13 protein-coding genes are annotated in these 19,629 nt (G+C 71.9%); 12 read left to right on the top strand and 1 reads right to left on the bottom strand.

Annotated features, from left to right (window positions below):
* Positions 1 to 5: 5 nt before the first annotated feature.
* The 7 genes from ACK4UM_RS09010 (at position 6) to ACK4UM_RS08980 (ending at position 13,762) form a co-directional block, all read left to right on the top strand.
* The gene (locus ACK4UM_RS09010; protein ID WP_409797959.1) at positions 6 to 1,781 is read left to right on the top strand and encodes a sodium:solute symporter family protein; all 1,776 of its coding nucleotides are present in this window, start codon (positions 6 to 8) and stop codon (positions 1,779 to 1,781) included.
* A 117-nt stretch (positions 1,782 to 1,898) separates the two neighbouring features.
* Complete coding sequence (locus ACK4UM_RS09005; RefSeq protein ID WP_409797957.1) at positions 1,899 to 3,815, top strand: putative nucleotidyltransferase substrate binding domain-containing protein; 1,917 nt, start codon at positions 1,899 to 1,901, stop codon at positions 3,813 to 3,815.
* 30 nt (positions 3,816 to 3,845) lie between these two features.
* On the top strand, positions 3,846 to 4,382 hold the full coding sequence (locus tag ACK4UM_RS09000; protein WP_409797956.1) for a hypothetical protein: 537 nt from the start codon (positions 3,846 to 3,848) through the stop codon (positions 4,380 to 4,382).
* A 98-nt stretch (positions 4,383 to 4,480) separates the two neighbouring features.
* On the top strand, positions 4,481 to 4,864 hold the full coding sequence (locus ACK4UM_RS08995) for a response regulator (RefSeq protein WP_409797954.1): 384 nt from the start codon (positions 4,481 to 4,483) through the stop codon (positions 4,862 to 4,864).
* A complete protein-coding gene (locus tag ACK4UM_RS08990) occupies positions 4,861 to 7,047 on the top strand; it encodes an exonuclease domain-containing protein (RefSeq protein ID WP_409797952.1) in 2,187 nt (728 codons plus the stop codon). Before ACK4UM_RS08995 ends, ACK4UM_RS08990 begins: the two co-directional genes overlap by 4 nt.
* A 170-nt stretch (positions 7,048 to 7,217) precedes the next feature.
* Positions 7,218 to 9,149 (top strand): autotransporter assembly complex protein TamA, encoded by a 1,932-nt coding sequence (locus ACK4UM_RS08985; protein ID WP_409797950.1) that lies wholly within the window; start codon positions 7,218 to 7,220, stop codon positions 9,147 to 9,149.
* A gap of 2 nt (positions 9,150 to 9,151) precedes the next feature.
* Positions 9,152 to 13,762: a translocation/assembly module TamB domain-containing protein gene (locus ACK4UM_RS08980; protein WP_409797948.1), complete on the top strand. Its 4,611-nt coding sequence runs from the start codon at positions 9,152 to 9,154 to the stop codon at positions 13,760 to 13,762.
* 219 nt (positions 13,763 to 13,981) lie between these two features.
* Here ACK4UM_RS08980 and ACK4UM_RS08975 read toward each other — a convergent pair whose 3' ends face one another.
* On the bottom strand, positions 13,982 to 14,449 hold the full coding sequence (locus ACK4UM_RS08975; RefSeq protein ID WP_409797946.1) for a GNAT family N-acetyltransferase: 468 nt from the start codon (positions 14,447 to 14,449) through the stop codon (positions 13,982 to 13,984).
* Positions 14,450 to 14,535: 86 nt separating this feature from the next.
* On the opposite strand from ACK4UM_RS08975, the gene ACK4UM_RS08970 reads away from it, so the two are divergent.
* The 5 genes from ACK4UM_RS08970 to ACK4UM_RS08950 all read left to right on the top strand — a co-directional run bounded on the left by ACK4UM_RS08970 (position 14,536) and on the right by ACK4UM_RS08950 (position 19,367).
* A complete protein-coding gene (locus tag ACK4UM_RS08970; RefSeq protein ID WP_409797944.1) occupies positions 14,536 to 14,859 on the top strand; it encodes an FtsB family cell division protein in 324 nt (107 codons plus the stop codon).
* Positions 14,860 to 15,009: 150 nt separating this feature from the next.
* A complete protein-coding gene (gene pdhA, locus ACK4UM_RS08965) occupies positions 15,010 to 16,080 on the top strand; it encodes a pyruvate dehydrogenase (acetyl-transferring) E1 component subunit alpha (protein WP_409797942.1) in 1,071 nt (356 codons plus the stop codon).
* Positions 16,081 to 16,156: 76 nt separating this feature from the next.
* Positions 16,157 to 17,599, top strand: coding sequence for a pyruvate dehydrogenase complex E1 component subunit beta (locus tag ACK4UM_RS08960; RefSeq protein WP_409797940.1), 1,443 nt, complete (start codon positions 16,157 to 16,159; stop codon positions 17,597 to 17,599).
* 12 nt (positions 17,600 to 17,611) lie between these two features.
* Positions 17,612 to 17,917, top strand: a complete 306-nt coding sequence (locus ACK4UM_RS08955) for a DUF5076 domain-containing protein (RefSeq protein WP_409797938.1) — start codon at positions 17,612 to 17,614, stop codon at positions 17,915 to 17,917.
* Positions 17,918 to 17,948: 31 nt separating this feature from the next.
* Complete coding sequence (locus ACK4UM_RS08950; RefSeq protein WP_409797937.1) at positions 17,949 to 19,367, top strand: pyruvate dehydrogenase complex dihydrolipoamide acetyltransferase; 1,419 nt, start codon at positions 17,949 to 17,951, stop codon at positions 19,365 to 19,367.
* Positions 19,368 to 19,629: the final 262 nt, after the last annotated feature.

The raw sequence follows: 19,629 nt of genomic DNA, 5'->3' as shown, positions 1-19,629 counted from the left end.
GCGCCATGGACCAGCAGACCCTCATCTATCTCGTCGTCGGCGCGACCTTCGCGCTCTACATCGGCATCGCCATCTGGGCCCGCGCGGGCTCGACCGGCGAGTTCTACGCCGCCGGCCGCGGCGTGCACCCCGTCACGAACGGCATGGCGACCGCGGCGGACTGGATGTCCGCGGCGTCCTTCATCTCGATGGCCGGCCTGATCGCCTTCACCGGCTACGACAATTCCTCGTTCCTCATGGGCTGGACCGGCGGCTACGTGCTGCTCGCGATGCTGCTCGCCCCCTATCTGCGCAAGTTCGGCAAGTACACGGTGCCCGAGTTCATCGGCGACCGCTTCTACTCGCAGACCGCGCGCATGGTGGCGGTCGTCTGCCTGATCATCATCTCGGTCACCTACGTCATCGGCCAGATGACCGGCGTCGGCGTGACCTTCGCCCGCTTCCTGCAGGTCGACACCTCGACGGGCCTTTTCATCGGCTCGGCGGTGGTGTTCGTCTACGCGGTTCTCGGCGGCATGAAGGGCATCACCTACACGCAGGTGGCGCAATACGTGGTGCTGATCACGGCCTACACCATCCCCGCGATCTTCATTTCGCTGCAGCTGACCTCGAACCCGGTGCCGATGTTCGGCCTGTTCTCGACGCACGTGGAAAGCGGGATGCCGCTGCTCGCGCGCCTCGACCAGGTGATCACGGATCTCGGTTTCGCCGCCTATACCGGCCACCACACGAGCACCCTGAACATGGTTCTGTTCACGCTCGCGCTGATGATCGGCACGGCGGGCCTGCCGCACGTCATCATCCGCTTCTTCACCGTGCCGAAGGTCGCCGACGCGCGCTGGTCGGCCGGCTGGGCGCTCGTCTTCATCGCGATCCTGTACTTCACCGCTCCGTCGGTGGGTGCGATGGCCCGTCTCAACCTCGTCGAGACGATCCAGATCGGCGACGTGGGCGCGCCCGATTCGAACCTCGCCTACGAGGACCGTCCGGACTGGTTCCGCACCTGGGAGCAGACCGGCCTCATCCGGTTCAACGACCTCAACAACGACGGGCGCATCCAGTTCTACAACGACCGCAACGCCACCTTCGCCCAGCAGGCGCAGGAATGGGGTTGGGCCGGCAACGAGCTGACCGTGAACCCGGACATCCTGGTGCTCGCCAATCCCGAAATCGCCAATCTGCCCGCCTGGGTGGTGGCGCTCGTCGCGGCGGGCGGCCTCGCGGCCGCGCTCTCGACGGCGGCGGGCCTGCTTCTCGCGATCTCGTCGGCGATCTCGCACGACCTGATCAAGAGCACGCTCAACCCGCGCATCTCGGAGAAGGGCGAGCTGATCGCCGCGCGTATCTCGATGGCGGGCGCGATCGCCCTGGCCACTTGGCTGGGCCTCAACCCGCCGGGCTTCGCGGCACAGACGGTGGCGTTGGCCTTCGGCCTCGCGGCGGCGTCGATCTTCCCGGCCTTGATGATGGGCATCTTCTCGAAGCGGGTGAACAATGTCGGCGCGATCGCGGGCATGCTGACCGGCCTCGTGGCGACCTGCCTCTACATCTTCACCTATCTCGGCTGGTTCTTCATCGCCGGCACGAACATGGTCGAGAACGTCCCGGCCAATTGGGTGTTCGGCATCTCGCCGGCCTCGTTCGGCGCGGTCGGCGCGTTGCTCAACTTCATCGTCGCCTACGCGGTCTCGAAGGCCACCGCGGCGCCGCCGAAGGAGATCCAGGACCTCGTCGACAGCGTCCGCGTGCCCCGCGGCGCCGGCTCGGCGGTCGCTCACTGACGGCCCGTCGGCGGGGGTCCGCAAGGACCCTCGCTCGACGCGCCGGACGCCTCGGCGCTACCATCCGGAGCCCGCCCTCAGGCGGGCTCCTCCCCATCCGGGTACAAGGCGAGAGCCATGGCCGAAGCCTCGATACGCCGCAGCGGCTCGACGAGCGCGCTCCGCCTCGACGGCGAGCGCATCGAGGGCGAGCGTGCGGCCCGTGCCGTCGCCTTCCTCGCCCGCCACCACCCCTTCGACCTCCTGCCGCAAGAGGCGCTCGAGGGTCTCGTCGCCGCCGCGCGCGTCGTCGACAGTCCGGCCGGGACCGTCGTGCTCGCCGCCGGCGAGCGGGTCGAGGCCGTCCATATCCTTCTCATCGGCGCGATCGACGCCTTCTCCGTCGAGGGCGAGCACGTCAGCCGATACGTCGCCGGCGAGCCGATCGGCGTGCGCGCGCTCCTGCGCGACAAGCCCTCCGCCGTCCGTGCGCTCGCGGTCGAGCAGACCCGCACCCTCGCGCTCGCGCCCGCCGATTTCCTGGCGCTGCTCGCCGCCCACCCGGCGGTCGATGCCTATTTCGACCGGCTGCGCAGCGCCGAGCGGCGGCGCGGGATGCCGCGCGAGGCGGATGCCGGCGCGCTCTTCGCCGCGCCTTTGGCCGACGTGATGACGCCCGCGCCCGTCGCCGTCGCGCCCGATGCGAGCGTGCGCGAGGCCGCCGCGCTCATGCGCGAGCGCCGCATCTCCTGCGTGCTCGTCGAGGAGGCGGACGGCGCGCTCGCCGGCATCCTGACGACGGGCGACCTCACCGGCCGCGTCATCGCCGAGGGTCGCGCGCTCGACACGCCCGTGCGCGCCGTGATGACGCCCGCGCCGACGACGCTCCCGCCGGACGCGCTCGTCTTCGACGCCATGATCCTGATGTCGGAGCGCGGGATCGGCCATCTGCCGATCGCGGAGGGCGGGCGCGCGCGGGGCATCCTCACGCGCACCAATCTCGTGCGCCGGCAATCCGTGTCGGCGATGTTCATGATCGGCGACATCGCGAAGGCCCGCACGATCCAGGATCTGCGCGCGGTGCTCGGCCGGCTGCCGGAACTCCTCCTCCAGCTCGTCGGCGCGGGCGTGCGCTCCCAGCGCGTCGGCTTCGCCATCACGAGCGTCACGGACCAGCTCACGCGGCGCCTGATCGAGCTCGCCGAGGAGCGGCTCGGCCCCGCGCCGATCCCCTATCTCTGGCTCGCCTGCGGCAGCCAGGGGCGGCGCGAGCAGACGGGGATCTCCGACCAGGACAATTGCCTCATCCTCGACGACGCCTACGATTCCGGCAGGCACGGGGACTATTTCGAGGCGCTCGCCAAATCGGTGGTCGAGGGGCTCGCGGCCTGCGGCTATTATCTCTGCCCCGGCGACATGATGGCGACGAACCCGAAATGGCGCCAGCCGCTGCGCGTGTGGCGGACCTATTTCCGCGGTTGGATCATGCGGCCCGACCCGATGGCGCAGATGCTCGCCTCGGTGATGTTCGACCTGCGCCCGATCCAAGGGGAGAGCGCGTTGTTCGGCGATCTCCAGGAGGAGACGTTGCGGCTGGCGCGGGCCAATTCCATCTTCCGGGCGCACATGATCGCCAACTCCCTCAAGCACACGCCGCCGCTCGGCCTGTTCCGCGGCTTCGCGCTGATCCGCTCGGGCGAGCACAAGGACACGGTCGATCTCAAGCATTCCGGCATCGTGCCGATCGTCGATCTCGCCCGCGTCTACGCGCTCGACGGCGCGATTCCCGCAATCAACACCCGCGAGCGCATCCTCGCGGCGCGGGAGGCGGGGACCCTGTCGGAGAGCGGCGGGGCGGATCTCGTCGACGCCTACGATCTCATCGGCGACATCCGCCTGCGCCATCAGGCGGCGCGCATCCGCGCCGGGGAGAAGGCGGACAATTATCTCGCGCCGAGCACGCTGTCCGCGCTCGAGCGAAACCATCTCAAGGACGCGTTCGGCGTCGTCAAGAGCCTCCAGTCGGCGCTCGCCCACGGGCGCAGCGCCGGTTGAGGGTCCGGTTCAGGGAAGAGACGCAAGGTCATGATCTTCAATCTCATCGCCGTCGTCGTGATCGGCATCGCGGTCGCCGCGATCCTCATGATGGCGTTCAAGATGGCGGGCCGCCCCGCGCCCAAATGGCTCCTGCCGATCGGCGCGGGCGTGGCGATGTTCGCCTTCGTGCTGTACAACGACTACACGTGGTTCTCGCGCACCGTCGACGCGCTGCCGGACCACGTGGCGGTCGCGGGAACCTACACCCAGACCCACCCGCTGCAGCCCTGGACCTACCTCGTCGCGCCGGTCAACCGCTTCGCCGTGGTCGACCGCGAGCGCGTGATCGCGAGCCCGCAGGATCCCGATCTGATGCTCGCGGAGGTGTCGATGGTCTCGCGCTTCATGCCGACCGGCAGCGCGACCTTCCTCATCGATTGCGAGACGCCGCGGCGCGCGGACGCGACGCAGGTGACGGGCTTCGACGCGGCGGGAGAGCCGATCGGCGCGCGCTGGATCCCCGTCGCGGCAGACGATCCGGTCCGCCGGATCGTCTGCGCGACGCCGCGGCCGGCGACGTCCTGAACCGCGCGGCGGGCGTTGTCGATGTCTGCCTCCGACCCGGGTCAACCGGGCGGGGAGCGCTGGAATTTCGGGGAGACGATCTGACAGGAGGAGGCACCATGGCGCTCGAAGTGCTCGTCGCCGACGACGAGGAATGCGCCGCCCAGGCACTCGCGCGGCTCATCGCCCGCGAAGGCTGCGCGGTCGCGACGGCCGAGGACGGGGAGGCGGCGCTCGCCGCGCTCAGGGCCTGCCCGCCCGACATCGCCTTTCTCGACATGGACCTGCCGCGCCGGGACGGGCACGAGCTCGCTTTCGCGATCCGCGCCGATCCCGCGCTGTCGCATGCGCGCATCGTGCTCATGAGCACGCGCGCGCGTCCGGTCGACGGCGAGAAGGCGCGCGCGCTCGGGGCGGACGCGGTCCTGGTCAAGCCCTTCGGGGCGGACGCCGTGCGCGCGACGCTCGCGGCTCTCGCGCGGACGCCGGAGGCCGTCGCATGAGGCACGAGGGCGGCGCCCGTTCCGTCGCCTTCCGGAAGCCGGCCTCCTGGCCGCTTCGCCTGCGCGTGTTCCTGTTCTTCGCGTTGATCGCGCTCGGCGCGATCGTGGTCATCGTCGGAGCGCTCGTCTATCTCGCGAACGCGCTCGCGCCCGAGCGGATCGACCCGCTCGTGCTCGCCGGGGTCGCCGCGGTCTTCGGCATCGTCGGCGTGACGACCTGGGTCTGGCTCAAGTTCGACGAGAACGTCGCCCGCCCCCTCGTCGCGATCGCGGCCGACGTGCGCACCGCCGTCCACGCCCGCATCTCCGGCACGCCGCCATCCGTCGCGAGCGGACGCTATCTGGGGCTCCTCGCGCCGGCCGTCGCCGAGTTCACCGCGGCCCTCGATTCCGCCCGGCGCGAGGTCGACGCCGCAGTCGCCGCCGCGACCGCGGAAGCCGAGCGCGAGCGGCGCCATCTCGAAGCCGTGCTGCGCGATCTGCACGACGGCGTCGTGATCTGCACGCTCGACCACGAGGTGCTCCTCTACAATCGCCGCGCGCTCGAGATCCTCGGTCGGGAGGGCGAGCTCGGGCTCGCGCGCCCGCTCACCGACAGCCTCGAGCCGCGCGTCCTGGAGCACGCCCTCGAGCGCCTGCTCGACCGCTTCCACAAGGGCCGGCACGTCATCCACCGCGACGGGCTCGGCCTCCTCCTCGTCGGCGCGACGCGGCGGGAGACGGCGCGGGTGCGCGGACGCATGACGCTGATGCTCGATGCGGACGGCGCCGCACCCGTCGGCTACGTCGTCTCCTTCGACGACGTCACCGAGACGCTGGCCGCCGGCATCGCGCGCGACCGGCTCCTCGCCGACACCGTCTCCGACATCCGCGAGCGCGTCGCCGCGCTCTCCCTCGCGGGCGGGCTCGTTGAGACCGACGCGCCTCCCGCGCCGGAGGACCTCGCGGTGGTGCGCCGGGCGCTCGCCGTCGAGCCGCAGGCGATCGGCGCCCGGCTCGACCGGCTCGAGGCGGTCGCCTCCGACATTCTCGCGGGGGCCTGGCCGATGGCGGTGACGCAATCGACGACCCTGTTCTCGCTCCTCGAGAAGCGACGGAGCGCGGATGCCGCGCCGCGCCGCTTCACGGTCGACGGGGCGCCGGTCTGGCTCGTCTGCGATTCGGCCTCGATCGTCGATCTCCTCGACCGGCTCACCCAGCGGATCGCGGCCGCGAGCGAGGTCTCGCGCTTCCGCCTGTGCGCGCAGACCGACGACGGGCAGGCGCGGCTCCTCGTGCGCTTCCCGGCCCCGCCCCCGCCGCCCGCGCAGCTCGCCGCCTGGCTCGGCGAGACCGTCTGCGAGGGGCCGGGCGCCGTCACCGGCGAGGACGTGCTCGCCCGCCACCGTACCGAGATCTGGTGCGTCGCCGACGGCGAGGGCGGGGCGCGGCTCGAAATGCCGCTCGCCCGCGCGGCCGAGGACGAGACGCCGATCGCCAAGGCCGCGACGCCGCTCGCCGAACGCCCGGAATTCTACGATTTCGGCCTGCTGCGCTCCTTCGTGCCCTCCCGCTTCGACGATCGCGCCTTGCGCGCGCTCACCTTCGTCGTGTTCGACACCGAGACGACGGGGCTCGATCCGGGCGGGGGCGACGAGATCGTCTCGATCGCGGGCGTGCGCATCGTCAACAACCGCGTCCTCACGGGCGAGATCTTCAACCGCCTCGTCGATCCCGAGCGGCCGATCCCGGCCGTCGCCACCAAGGTGCACGGCATCACCGACGCGATGGTCGCCGGCGCCGAACCGGCGCGCCACGTGCTGCCGCGCTTCCGCCGCTTCGTCGGCGACGCGGTGCTCGTCGCCCACAACGCCGCCTTCGACCTCGCCGCCTTGCGCAAGCGCCAGGGGGAGGCGGGGGTGACCTTCGACCGGCCGGTGCTCGACACGGTGCTGCTCGGCGCGCATCTCTTCGGTCAGGACGCGAGCCTGACCCTCGACGCCCTCGCGACGCGCTTCGGAATCGTGATCCCGCTCGAGGCCCGCCATACGGCGCTGGGCGATTCGCTCGCGACCGCGGAAGTGCTCCTCAAGCTCGTGCCGCTCCTCGAGGCGGACGGGGTGCGCACCCTCGCGGATGCGCGCGCGGTCTCCGACAAGCAGGCACGGTTGCGCCGGAAGATGGCGGCGCAGGTCGGCGGGTGACGCTCCTCCGGGTTGCAATTCCACATGAGGCATTTGCCAAACGTCGCCTTTCGTGGTGTGCTGATGCTCGACGGGGGGCGTCGAGGGGTTATAACCGGCTCGCGGGGAATCGTGCGGGCACGGCGGAGTGGGGAATGCGTTCGAAGCGTAGGGAGCGGTGGCGCGGCAGGATGCTCGCGGTCGCCGTCGTCGCGGCGCTCGGCCTCTCCTTCGGGAGCGGGCCTGCGCGCGCGCAATTCGACCTTCTCGGTCTCCTCGGCCTGCGCGGCGAGGAGACCCCCGAGCCGTCCCTCGAGGCGCTGCCCTACGAGGTGGACATCGTCTATGTCGGCGAGGACCCCGATCTCGAGGCCGCCTTCGAGACCGCCTCGAACCTCATCCGCCTGCGCGGCGAGCCGCCGCCCGACGCCGAGACCCTGGCGCGGCGCGCCCAGGCCGATCTCGTGCCCTTCATCGACGCGCTCTGGGGCGCGGGCTATTACAACGCGCGGGTGACGATCGAGGTCGCGGGCGTGCCGCTGACCCTGCGCGGCGAGAACCTGCAGGCGGCGGCCGCGGCGGCGCGGCCCTTCCGCGGCACGGCGCTCGTGCCGATCCGCATCGTCGTCGAGACGGGTCCGCAATTCACGATCCGCGCGCTGCGCCTGATCGGCCCCGACGGCGCGCCGCTCGCGGTGCCGGAGGACGCCTTCCCGCTCGGGCCCGGCGATCCGGCGACGAGCGCCTCGATCCTCGGCGCCCAGGCGAACCTCGTCGACTATTACCGCGCGCAATCGCGGCCCTTCGCCGAAGTGGTCGACGTCGATCCCGTCGTCGATCACCCCTCCGCGGCGATGGACCTGACGGTGCGCGTCGCGCCGGGTCCCGTCGCTGGGATCGGGCCGATCGCGGTCTCGGGCGCGCCGAACATCCGCGAGCCGGTGATCCGCTCCTTCATCTATACCGAGCCCGGCGATCCCTACTCGCCGCGCGCGCTCGCCGACATCCGGCGCGCGATCCAGCGGATCGAGGCGGTCTCGGCGGTGCGCGTCAACGAGGCCGACGCGCTCGACGCCGCCGGCAATCTGCCGCTCGAGGTCGTCGTCAGCGAGCGCCTGCCGCGCGTCTTCGGCGTCGCCGCACGCTGGTCGACGACGGAGGGGCCGGAGGCGTCGATCTCGTGGACGCACCGCAACCTGTTCGGCGGGGCCGAGCGGTTGCGGCTCGAGGCCTCGGTCTTCTATCTCGCGCGCGACGGGGGGCGGCCGGACCTGCGCCGGCAATGGACGGACGAGCTCGGCGGGCGGGCGAGCGTGAGCTTCCTCAAGCCGGCCCTGTGGGGCACCCGCAACGACTTCGTCTTCGACGCGGCGATCGCCCGCACCCGCACCGACGGCTACACGGCCGATTTCGGCAACGTCGTCGCCGGCATCCGCCACCGCTTCTCGGACCGCTTCAACGTGCAGGCGGGCATCGAGTACGAGCGCGGCACCGCGCGCGACGTGCTCGGGCGCATCGACTACCAGCTCGTCGGCTTTCCGCTCGCGCTCGAACTCGATACGACGCTCGACCGGCTCGACCCGCGCGAGGGCTTCCGCCTGCGCGCCGGATTGACCCCGTTCGTCTCCGCGCTCGGGTCCGATCCCGGCTTCACGCTCGCGCGGGCGGACGCGTCGGCCTATTTCCCGCTCGACGCGCGCCAGCGCTTCGTGCTCGCCGGGCGCCTCGGCATCGGCTCGATCGTCGGCGCCGAGCTCACCGAGATCCCGCCCAATCGCCGCTTCTTCGCCGGCGGCGGCGGGTCGGTGCGCGGCTACGAGTTCCGCAGCCTCGGCCCCCGGGTCGCCGGCCAGCCGATCGGCGGGCGCTCGCTGATCGAGGGCTCGCTCGAGGCGCGCCTGCGCGTGACCGACACGATCGGGATCGTGCCCTTCGTCGATGCCGGCATGGCCTTCGCCCAGAGCTATCCGAGCTTCGACGAGACCGTCCGCTGGGCCGCCGGGCTCGGCCTTCGCTACCACACGCCGATCGGACCGCTGCGCCTCGACGTCGCCTTCCCGCTCAATCCGGGCCGCGGCGACAATCGCTACGCGATCTATATCGGCATCGGACAGGCTTTCTGACGATGACGCGGCTGCGCACGGTCCTCTTCGCTCTCGCGCTCGTCGGCGCCGTCCTCGCCGGCCTCCTCGCCGTCGGCTCGCCGACGCGCGCCCAGGACGAGGAGGAGGATCGCGGCGTCCTTGCGGGGCTCATCTCGAACCTGCTCACGACGCCGACCCAGCGCATCTCGATCGGCGCCGTCGAGGGCGTGCTGTCCTCGCGCGCGACGATCCAGGGCATCACCATCGCCGACGAGGACGGCGTGTGGCTCTCCGTCGACACGATCGAGATCGACTGGAGCCGCACCGCGCTCCTCCTGCAACGCCGCCTGGAGGTGACCCAGCTCACCCTCGGCACCGTCACGCTCGCCCGCCTGCCCGAGCGCGAGCCGGCGCCGCCGGGGCGGGTCGAGGAGGGGCCGATCTTCCCCGAATTGCCGCTCGAGGTGCGCATCGACGCCTTCGGGCTTGGGCGGCTCGTCCTCGGCGAGCCGGTGCTCGGCGAGGCGGCGGAGCTCTCGGCCGAGGGCCTCGCCCGCATCGGGGACCCGGAAGCGGGGCTCGTCCTCGATTTCCGCGCCGAGCGCCTCGATGCGCCGGGCAGCTTCGTCGCCGACGTCGCCTATCGCCCGATCCCCAACGAGCTCTCCCTCGACATCGCCTTCGAGGAGCCCGCCGGCGGCCTCGTCGCCCGCCTCCTCGACCTGCCGGGCCTGCCGCCGGTCACGCTGACCCTGCAGGGCGAGGGCCCGCTCACGGCCTTCGCCGCCGAACTCGCCTTCGAGGCGGGCCCGACGATCGGCGCGGAGGGCCTCGCCACCGTCAACCGCACGGCGGACGCCTACGTCGTCGACGTCGATGTCGGCGCGCGGCTCGCGGGCCTGCTGCCGCCGGCGATCGAGCCGGTCTTCGAGGGCGTGACGCAGCTGCGCGGCCTCGTCACCGTCGGCGACGACGGGCGGATCGGGCTCGAGCGCGTCGCGCTCGCGACCCCCGTCGCCGCGCTGACGGTCTCCGGCGCCGTGGGCCCGCAGGGCGTCATCGACGTCACCGTCGCCGGTCGCGCCCTGCCGACGGAGAACGGCGCGACGCGGGCGGGTGCCGCACGCATCGAGGACCTCGCGCTCGACCTCGCCGTCGCCGGGACCCTCACCGCGCCGCGCATCTCGGGCTCGATCGAGGCCGCGGGCGTCGACGTGCCGGGTCTCGCGGTCGAGAGCCTCGATCTGACCATCGCCTCGGAGCCGATCGGCACCGAGGAGCCGCCGGAGCGCTTCTCCTTCGATCTCGACGCGACCGCGCTCGGCATCGTGCTCGAGGATGCGGCGCTCGGCGCCGCCATCGGCCCGCGCGTCGTCGTGCGCGCCTCGGGCGAGGTCGGGCTCGACGGCCTCGCGGAGATCGCCGAGGCGCTGATCGAGACCGACACCGCCTCCGCCCGCTTCGCGGGCGAGGTGGGTCCGCAGACCCTGATGGGCGATCTCGTCGCCGCGATCCCCGACCTCGCCCCCTTCTCCGGCCTCGCCGGCACGCCGCTGACGGGCGCGGCCGAGCTCGATTCGCGCCTCTCGGGCGATCCCTCCGTCGGGATCGTCTCGGCCGCGCTCGATGCGCGGCTTGCGGGTTTCACCAGCGGCATCGAAGCGCTCGACGGCCTCCTCGGCGAGACCGCGACGCTCCAGGGCAGCGTCCAGCGCCTGCCGGACGGCTTCCAGCTCACGGGCTTGCGGCTCGACGGCGCCAATCTCGCGATCCTCGCCGACGGGCGGGCGACGGAGGAGGATGCCGACGTCACCTTCGAGGCGCGCGTCGACGAGTTGGCGCGCCTCGATGCGCGCGTCACGTCCGGCTTCGCCCTCGTCCAGGGCCGCCTCACGGGCACGCTCGCGCAGCCGAACCTCGCCGCGACCGCGAGCATCCGCGACGCGACCGCGATGGGCAGCCCCGTCGAGCGCCTCGACCTGCGCATCGAGGCGAGCGACCTCACCGGCGCGCTCGACGCGCGGGTGGCGCTTTCGGGCCTCGTTGCCGGGGAGAGCGCGGAGGGCCGCGCGCGCGTGCGCCGGCCGCTGCCGGAGCCGGGGCTCCTCGTCGAGGGGCTGGCGCTGACGGTCGGCACGGTCGATCTCTCGGGCGACCTCGCGATCGGCGATTCCGGGCTCGTCGCGGGCGAGATCGCGCTCGCGGCGGTCGACCTCTCTGACGTCGCGCCGCTCCTCCTCACCGACCTCGCCGGGTCGCTGCGCGCGCAGATCGCGCTCTCGGTCGTCGACGGCGGGCAGAACGCGGCGATCTCCGCCTCGGGCAACGCCCTCGTCTTCGGCGAGGCCGCCCTGTCCGATTTCGCGGCCGAGCTGACGGTCGCCGACCTCTATCGCGCGCCGGTGATCGACGGCGAGGTGCAGGCCGTGGCGCTCGCCGTCGCCGGCCAGACCTTCCAGGCGATCCGCGTCGCCTTCGACGGCACCCCCGCCGCGAGCGCCTTCGACGCGACCGCGACGGCGGAGGGCTTCGACCTCGCCGCACGTGGGCGCATCGAGCCCGTCGACGAGGCGATCCGCGTCGCGCTCGACGCCTTCTCCGCCACCCGCGCCGGCCGCACGCTGGCTCTGCGCGCGCCGGCCGCGATCACGATCGCCGACGGGACGGTGGCGATCGACGGGCTCGTCCTCGACGCCAACGGGGGCAGCCTCTCCGTGACCGGCACGATCGGCGAGACGCTCGCGCTCGACGCGCAGGTGAGCGCCTTCCCGCTCTCGATCGCCGAGGTCTTCGTCCCCGATCTCGGGCTCGCCGGCACGCTCGACGGAACCGTCGCGCTGACGGGAACGGCGGCGGCTCCGCAGGGCACCTTCCAGACGCAGGTGACCGGGTTCTCGCTCCCGGCGACCCGCGAGGCCGGCCTGCCGCCGCTCCAGGCGAGCGCGCAGGGCACCTTCGACGGGACCGCCGCGCAGATCGCGGCCGACATCGCGATCGGCCCCGGCACGCTCGCGGTCTCGGGTCGCGTGCCCTTCGACGAGGCGGGCGCCCTCGCGCTCGAGGCGCAGGCGAGCGCCTTCCCGCTCTCGCTCCTCGACGCGGTCGCGCCCGATCTCGGCCTCGAGGGCACCGCGAGCGCGACCGCCACCATCGGCGGAACGCGGCTCGCGCCGACGGGGACCTACACCGCCGACGCGACGGGCGTCTCCGTGGCGCAGACCCGCGCGCTCGGCCTGCCGGCGGCGACGATCGGCGCGTCGGGCACCATCGCGGGCGGGCGCATCGGCATCGACGCGACCGTCGCGGTCGGCGCGGTGGGGACGCTCGGGGTCGCAGGCTCGGCGCCCCTCGGCGATGGCCCGCTCGACATCACCGTCACCGGGCCCGTCGCGCTGACCCCGCTCGCACCGCTCCTCGATCCGGGCCAGCGCGTCGAGGGCCAGGCGCAGATCGCGCTCGCGGTGACGGGACCGGCCGCCTCGCCGCAGATCTCGGGCACCGTGGCGATCCGCCAGGGCGCCTTCTTCGACGACCTGCGCGGGCTCGCCTTCGTCGGCATCAGCGCGGATCTCGCGCTCGACGGGCAGACGCTCACCGTCGCCGCCTTCTCGGCCGCGACGCCGAACAACGGCACGATCACCGCGTCGGGCACGGTCGGGCTCACGGGGAACCTGCCCGCGAATCTCGCGATCGCCGCGCGGCGCGCGCAGATCCTCGACGATCCGGTCGTGACGCTGGTCGCGGACGCCGATCTCACCATCACCGGCCCGGTCGCGACCGCCCCGACGATCGCGGGCAACGTCGCGATCCTGACGCTCGACGTGAACATCCCCACCGCGCTGCCGACGACGCTCGAGCCCCTTCCCGGCACGCGCCACGTCTCGCCGCCGCCCCAGGCGGCGGCGCGGCTCGCGCTCGCCCGCGAGATCGCCGCGCGCGCCGAGACCGGCCCGCCCTTCGCGGCCAATCTCGACCTGACGATCGTCGCGCTCAACCGCATCTTCGTGCGCGGGCGCGGCGTCGATGCCGAGCTCGGCGGCTCGCTGCGGCTCACCGGCACGACGCTGGACCCGATCGCGATCGGCGCCTTCGACCTCATCCGCGGGCGGCTCGACATCCTCGGCCAGCGGCTCGACTTCACCTCCGGCCGCCTCGCCTTCGCGGGCGACCTGACGCCGTTCGTCGACTTCGTGGCGCAGACCCAGGCCGCCGACATCACCGCCATCATCGCCGTGCGCGGCCCTGCGGACAGCCCGACCTTCGAGCTGACCTCGATCCCGGAGCTGCCCGAGGACGAGATCCTCTCGCGCGTCCTCTTCGGCCGCGAGGCGGGCGGGCTGACGGCGGCGCAGGCGGTGCAGCTCGCTTCCGGCCTCGCCTCTCTGGCGGGCGGGGACGCGGGCGTGTTCGAGCAGTTCCGCCGCGCGCTCGGCGTCGACGGGCTCGACGTCACCTTCGGCGAGGGCGGCCCGGCGCTCGGGATCACGCAATACATCGCCGACAACGTGCGGCTCGGCGTGCGCGCCGGCGCGCGCCCGGAGGATACCGGCGTGACGGTCGACATCGACCTCTCCCGCCGCCTGCGCCTCCAGGGCCAGGTCGGCGCCGACGGCCGCTCGTCGGTGGGGATCGCGTACGAGATCGAGTATTGAGCCGTCGAAGAGTGTCGTGCCCTCGCTGTCATCCCGGGCCGCGAAGCGGACCCGGGACCGATACGCTCCGACGTCCGTCCGAGCGCGCATGCCGCGCTCGCTCGAAGGCGCTGCCGGGGGGCGGGAGAGACACGCAGCCTACAGGCTGCGACTGACGCGTCGAGTTTATGGGTCCCGGATCGCCTTCGGCGTCCGGGATGACAGCCTACCCCCGTCCCGCTAAGCTCCCACCGCCCGCTCCATATACACCCGCCGATAGGGCGGCTCGCCGCCCTCCGCGGTCGTCGCAAAGCCGAGGCGGGCATAGAGCGCGCGGTTCTCGTGCATGAGGACGTTGGTGTAGAGGCGCAGGCGCGGCAGAGCGCGCGCGCGGGCCTGCGCCTCGGCGAGCGCGATCAGCGCCCGGCCGAGCCCCGTCCCCCTGAGATCCTCGCGCACCGCGACCGTGTCGACGAGGAGGGCGTCCGGCTCGGGGACGAGCCGCGCGATCGCGGCGAGGCCGCCGTCCGGGCCGTCGATCGCGAACACCTCGCCCGCGGCGATGCAGGCGGCCCAGTCGAGCGCCATCGGCGCGGGCTCGGCGCCGATCCGGGGGGAGTAACGGGCGAAGGCCGCGCGCACGAGCGCCGTGATATCGGCAGCTTCGTCCGGACCCGCCGGGCGGGAGAGGGCAGGGGGAGCGTTCATCGCGCGATGATGCGCGCCCGCACCGAGCGGTGCAATCGCGGCGTCGGATTCACCCGTCCTTAACCAAGTCGCCGCAGGCTCTGCCCATGGTCGTCAAGAAACGTCTCCGCGCCGTCCTGATTCCGCTCGCGCTCTACAGCGTCTCCGGGCTCGCCGTCGGCTATTTCGTCCACCACGCGCAATCGGGCCAGCGCGGCCTCGAGGCCAAGCGCGAGCTGCAGGTCGAGAAGGCCCGCATCCAGGCGAGCCTCGACAAGCTGCGCGAGGAGCGCGAGGATTGGGAGCGTCGCGTCGCGCTCGTGCGCTCGGACCAGATCGACCGCGATCTCCTCGAAGAGCAGGCGCGGGTGATGCTCGGACGTGTGCACCGCAACGATCTCGTCATCGTTCTCGATCCGGCGGACCGCTGAGCGCGTCTTTCGATCAACTGAAAAGCAGTTGATCACGATTCTTTCCGTTAATTCAAAGCTGTAACTCCTCACGTGCGACACGGTTGCGCTCTCGCTTTCCCACTTTAGTTGGGCTAAGAGTGGCGACGAGGAAACCGTGTGGAGGGTTGCATGGCCACGGCTGCGCGTCGGACGCAAGGCTCGTCCGGTTCCAGGGCCACGAAGGCCGCGAGCACCAAGGGTGCCCGGTCGGCTCAGAAGGGGGCGGTCGCGAACACGCCCACGCTGAGCAAGGAAGAGGAGCTCTACGCCTATCGCGAGATGCTGCTCATCCGCCGTTTCGAGGAGAAGTCCGGCCAGATGTACGGCATGGGCCTCATCGGCGGCTTCTGCCATCTCTATATCGGCCAGGAGGCCGTCGTCGTCGGCATGCAGATGGCCGCCAAGGACGGCGATCAGGTCATCACCGGCTATCGCGACCACGGCCACATGCTCGTCACGGGCATGGATCCGAAGGGCGTGCTCGCCGAGCTGACGGGCCGCCGCGGCGGGTATTCGCGCGGCAAGGGCGGCTCGATGCACATGTTCTCCAAGGAGAAGAACTTCTACGGAGGGCACGGCATCGTCGGCGCGCAGGTCTCGCTCGGCACCGGCCTCGCCTTCGCCAACAAGTATCGCGGCGAAGATCGCGTCTCGATGACCTATTTCGGCGACGGCGCCGCCAACCAGGGCCAGGTCTACGAGAGCTTCAACATGGCGGCGCTGTGGAAGCTGCCCGTCGTCTACGTGATCGAGAACAACCGCTACGCCATGGGCACGGCGGTGACGCGCTCGGCCGCGCAGTCGGACTTCTCGAAGCGCGGCCTCTCCTTCGGCATTCCGGGCGAGCAGGTCGACGGGATGGACATCCGGGCGGTCCGCGCCGCCGGCGCCCGCGCCATCGAGCACGCCCGCTCGGGGGAGGGGCCCTACATCCTCGAGATGCTCACCTATCGCTATCGCGGCCATTCCATGTCCGATCCGGCGAAGTACCGGACCAAGGACGAGGTGACCCGAATGCGCGAGGAGCACGATCCGATCGAGCAGGTCCGCCGCCGCCTCCTCGGCGAGTGGCAGGTGCCGGAGGAGGAGCTCAAGGCGATCGACGGCAAGATCCGGCAGATCGTCAACGAGGCGGCCGACTTCGCCACCAACGATCCCGAGCCGGACGTGTCCGAGCTCTACACCGACATCCTCCTCTGACAGCGACGACCGAGCGCGGCGCGCCTTCGCCTCTCGAGCGGAGCGCGCGACCGGCGCCACCAGGGAAGAGCGGCCCATGCCCATCGACGTTCTGATGCCCGCCCTGTCTCCGACGATGGAGCAGGGCAAGCTCGCCAAGTGGCTCAAGAAGGAAGGCGACAGCGTCAAGTCCGGCGACATCCTCGCCGAGATCGAGACGGACAAGGCGACCATGGAGGTCGAGGCGGTGGACGAGGGCGTCCTCGCCAAGATCCTCGTTCCCGAGGACACCGACAACGTCGCCGTCAACACGCCGATCGCGATCATCGCGGCCGACGGCGAGGACGTCTCGGCGGCGGCCGCCGGCGGATCCGCGCAGCCGAAGGCGGCCCCCGCCCAATCGGGCGCCCCGGCCGACATGGTCGCGGAAGGCGCGAGCGCGCAGCCGGGCTCCGGCCCCACCGCGCCGACCGCCCCCGTGGCGACGCCGGCCGCGCCCGCGATCATGCGCCCGGTCGACGTCTACGACGCGACGGCCGAGATCCCCGCCGGCACCGAGATGGTCAACATGACGGTGCGCGAGGCTCTGCGCGACGCCATGGCCGAGGAGATGCGCCGCGACGAGAGCGTCTTCGTCATGGGCGAGGAGGTCGCCGAGTATCAGGGCGCCTACAAGGTCACGCAGGGTCTCCTGCAGGAATTCGGCGCGCGGCGCGTCGTCGACACGCCGATCACCGAGCACGGCTTCGCCGGTCTCGGCGTCGGCGCCGCCTTCGCGGGCCTGCGGCCGATCGTCGAGTTCATGACCTTCAACTTCGCCATGCAGGCGATCGACCAGATCATCAACTCGGCGGCGAAGACGCTCTACATGTCCGGCGGCCAGCTCGGCTGCCCGATCGTGTTCCGCGGTCCCAACGGAGCCGCCGCCCGCGTCGCCGCCCAGCACAGCCACGATTACGCCGCCTGGTACTCGAACGTGCCGGGGCTGAAGGTGGTGATGCCCTACACCGCGGCAGACGCGAAGGGGCTCCTCAAGAGCGCCATCCGCGATCCGAACCCGGTCGTCTTCCTCGAGAACGAGATCCTCTACGGCCAGTCCTTCCCGGTGCCGAAGATGGACGATTACCTCGTCCCGATCGGCAAGGCGAAGGTCCACCGCCAGGGCACGGATTGCACGATCGTCTCCTTCGGCATCGGCATGACCTACGCGCTGAAGGCCGCCCACGAGCTCGAGGCGGAGGGCATCTCCTGCGAGGTGATCGACCTGCGCACCATCCGTCCGATGGACACGGACACGGTCGTCGCCTCGGTGATGAAGACCGGGCGCTGCGTCGCCGTCGAGGAGGGCTTCCCGCAATCGGGCGTCACCGCCGAGATCGCGATGCGGATCATGGAGGCGGCGTTCGACTATCTCGACGCCCCGGTCGCCCGCGTCACCGGCAAGGACGTGCCGATGCCCTACGCCGCCAATCTCGAGAAGCTCGCGCTGCCGTCGGTGGCCGAGGTGGTGCAGGCGGTCAAGGCCGTCACCTATCGCTGAGGGGAGGGCGCGATGAGCGACGACGAGCGCCCGCTCCTCCACACGATCGAGACGCCGCCGGACGCGATCGCGCGCGGCGGGCACGAGGTGTTGCGCGCCTTCGTCGTGGACGGGGCCGTGTCGGTCGCGCTCAGGCGCTCCTTCGACGACCCCTTCACCTGGGGCGTGCTCCTCGTCGACATCGCCCGCCACGCCGCGCGCATCTACGCGATGGAGGGCGCGCTCGCGGAAGAGGACGCCTATCGCGAGATCCTCGCGGGGCTGCAAGCCGAGATCGAGAGACCGACGGACCCGGGCTCCACCGGGCCGCTCAACTGAAGATCAACGACATATCGGGGATACGCCGCCGATGCCGATCAACGTCCTGATGCCCGCTCTGTCGCCGACCATGGAGAAGGGCAACCTCGCCAAGTGGCTCAAGAAGGAAGGCGACAGCGTCAAGTCCGGCGACATCCTCGCCGAGATCGAGACGGACAAGGCGACCATGGAGGTCGAGGCGGTGGACGAGGGCGTCCTCGCCAAGATCGTCGTCGCCGAGGGCACGGCGGACGTCCCCGTCAACGACATCATCGCCGTGATCGCGGAGGAGGGGGAGGACCCCGCCTCCGTGTCCGCGCCCGCCGCCGGGGGCGCGCCCGCGCCGTCCCCGAAGCCGGCCGAGGCGGCGCCCGCCGCGAGCGCCAACGTCGCGAGCGCAGGCGGCGGCGAGACGGGCCATATGGGGCACGCCCGCGTCGATGCGGCCCCGGGCGGCGCGCCCGCTCCGGCTGCCGCGCCCGCGCCGGCCGCTTCGGGCGACCGCGTCTTCGCCTCGCCCCTCGCGCGCCGGATCGCCAAGGAGAACGGGCTCGACCTCGCCGGCGTGAAGGGCTCGGGCCCGCACGGGCGCATCGTCGAGCGCGACGTCAGGGCCGCGCTCGCGGGCGGTGCGCCGAAGGCGGCTCCTGCCGCCGCTCAGGCCTCCGCCGCCGCGCCCGCGCCGAAGGCCGCTCCCGCTCCGGCGCAGGGCGCCGCGATGGCGCAGGGCATGTCGGCCGCGCAGGTCAAGGCGATGTTCCCCGAGGGCAGCTATCGCGAAGTGCCGCTCGACGGCATGCGCAAGACGATCGCCAAGCGCCTGCTCGAGTCGAAGCAGACGATCCCGCATTTCTACCTGACGCTCGACGTCGAGCTCGACGCGCTCCTCGCGATGCGCGAGCAGCTCAACGCCGCCGCGCCGAAGGACAAGGACGGCAAGCCCGCCTACAAGCTCTCGGTGAACGATTTCGTCATCAAGGCGCTCGCGCTCGCGCTGCAGCGCGTGCCGAAGGCGAACGCCGTCTGGGCCGAGGACCGCATCCTCGAATTGAAGCATTCGGATGTCGGCGTCGCGGTCGCGATCGAGGGCGGCCTGTTCACGCCCGTCATCCGCCAGGCCGAGACGAAGACCCTCTCCGCCATCTCCGCCGAGATGAAGGATCTCGCCGCCCGCGCCCGCAACCGCCGCCTCAAGCCCGAGGAATATACGGGTGGCACGACGGCCGTCTCCAATCTCGGCATGTTCGGCATCAAGACCTTCTCCGCCGTCATCAACCCGCCCCATGCGACGATCCTCGCGGTGGGTGCCGGCGAGAAGCGCGTCGTGGTGAAGGGCGACGCGCCCGCCGTTGTGCAGGCGATGACGGTGACGCTCTCGTGCGACCACCGGGTGGTCGACGGGGCTCTCGGGGCGGAATTGCTCGCGGCGTTCAAGGGGCTGATCGAGGCGCCGATGGGGATGCTGGTGTGAGGTGAGGGGGCTCCGGGCGCGAGCCCGGAGACGGATGGGGGTCGTCGAGGAGGCACCGTCACGGTTCCTCCTGCACGACCCCCACCCCCGGCCCCTCCCCCAAGGGGGAGGGGAGACCCGCGCGCTCTTCAACGACGATGGAGAGTTCGCGGAGGGGTAGCGGCAGCTTGTCCTTCCCCCTTGGGGGAAGGTGGCTCCGGGCGCCAGCCCGGAGACGGATGGGGGTCGTCGAGGAGGCACCGTCACGCCAGATCCGGCACCA

Source organism: Salinarimonas sp. (assembly GCF_046292825.1).
GTDB lineage: Bacteria > Pseudomonadota > Alphaproteobacteria > Rhizobiales > Beijerinckiaceae > Salinarimonas.
The sequence above is the reverse complement of the archived record's forward strand: the minus strand, read 5'-3'. Positions and strand labels throughout refer to the sequence as shown.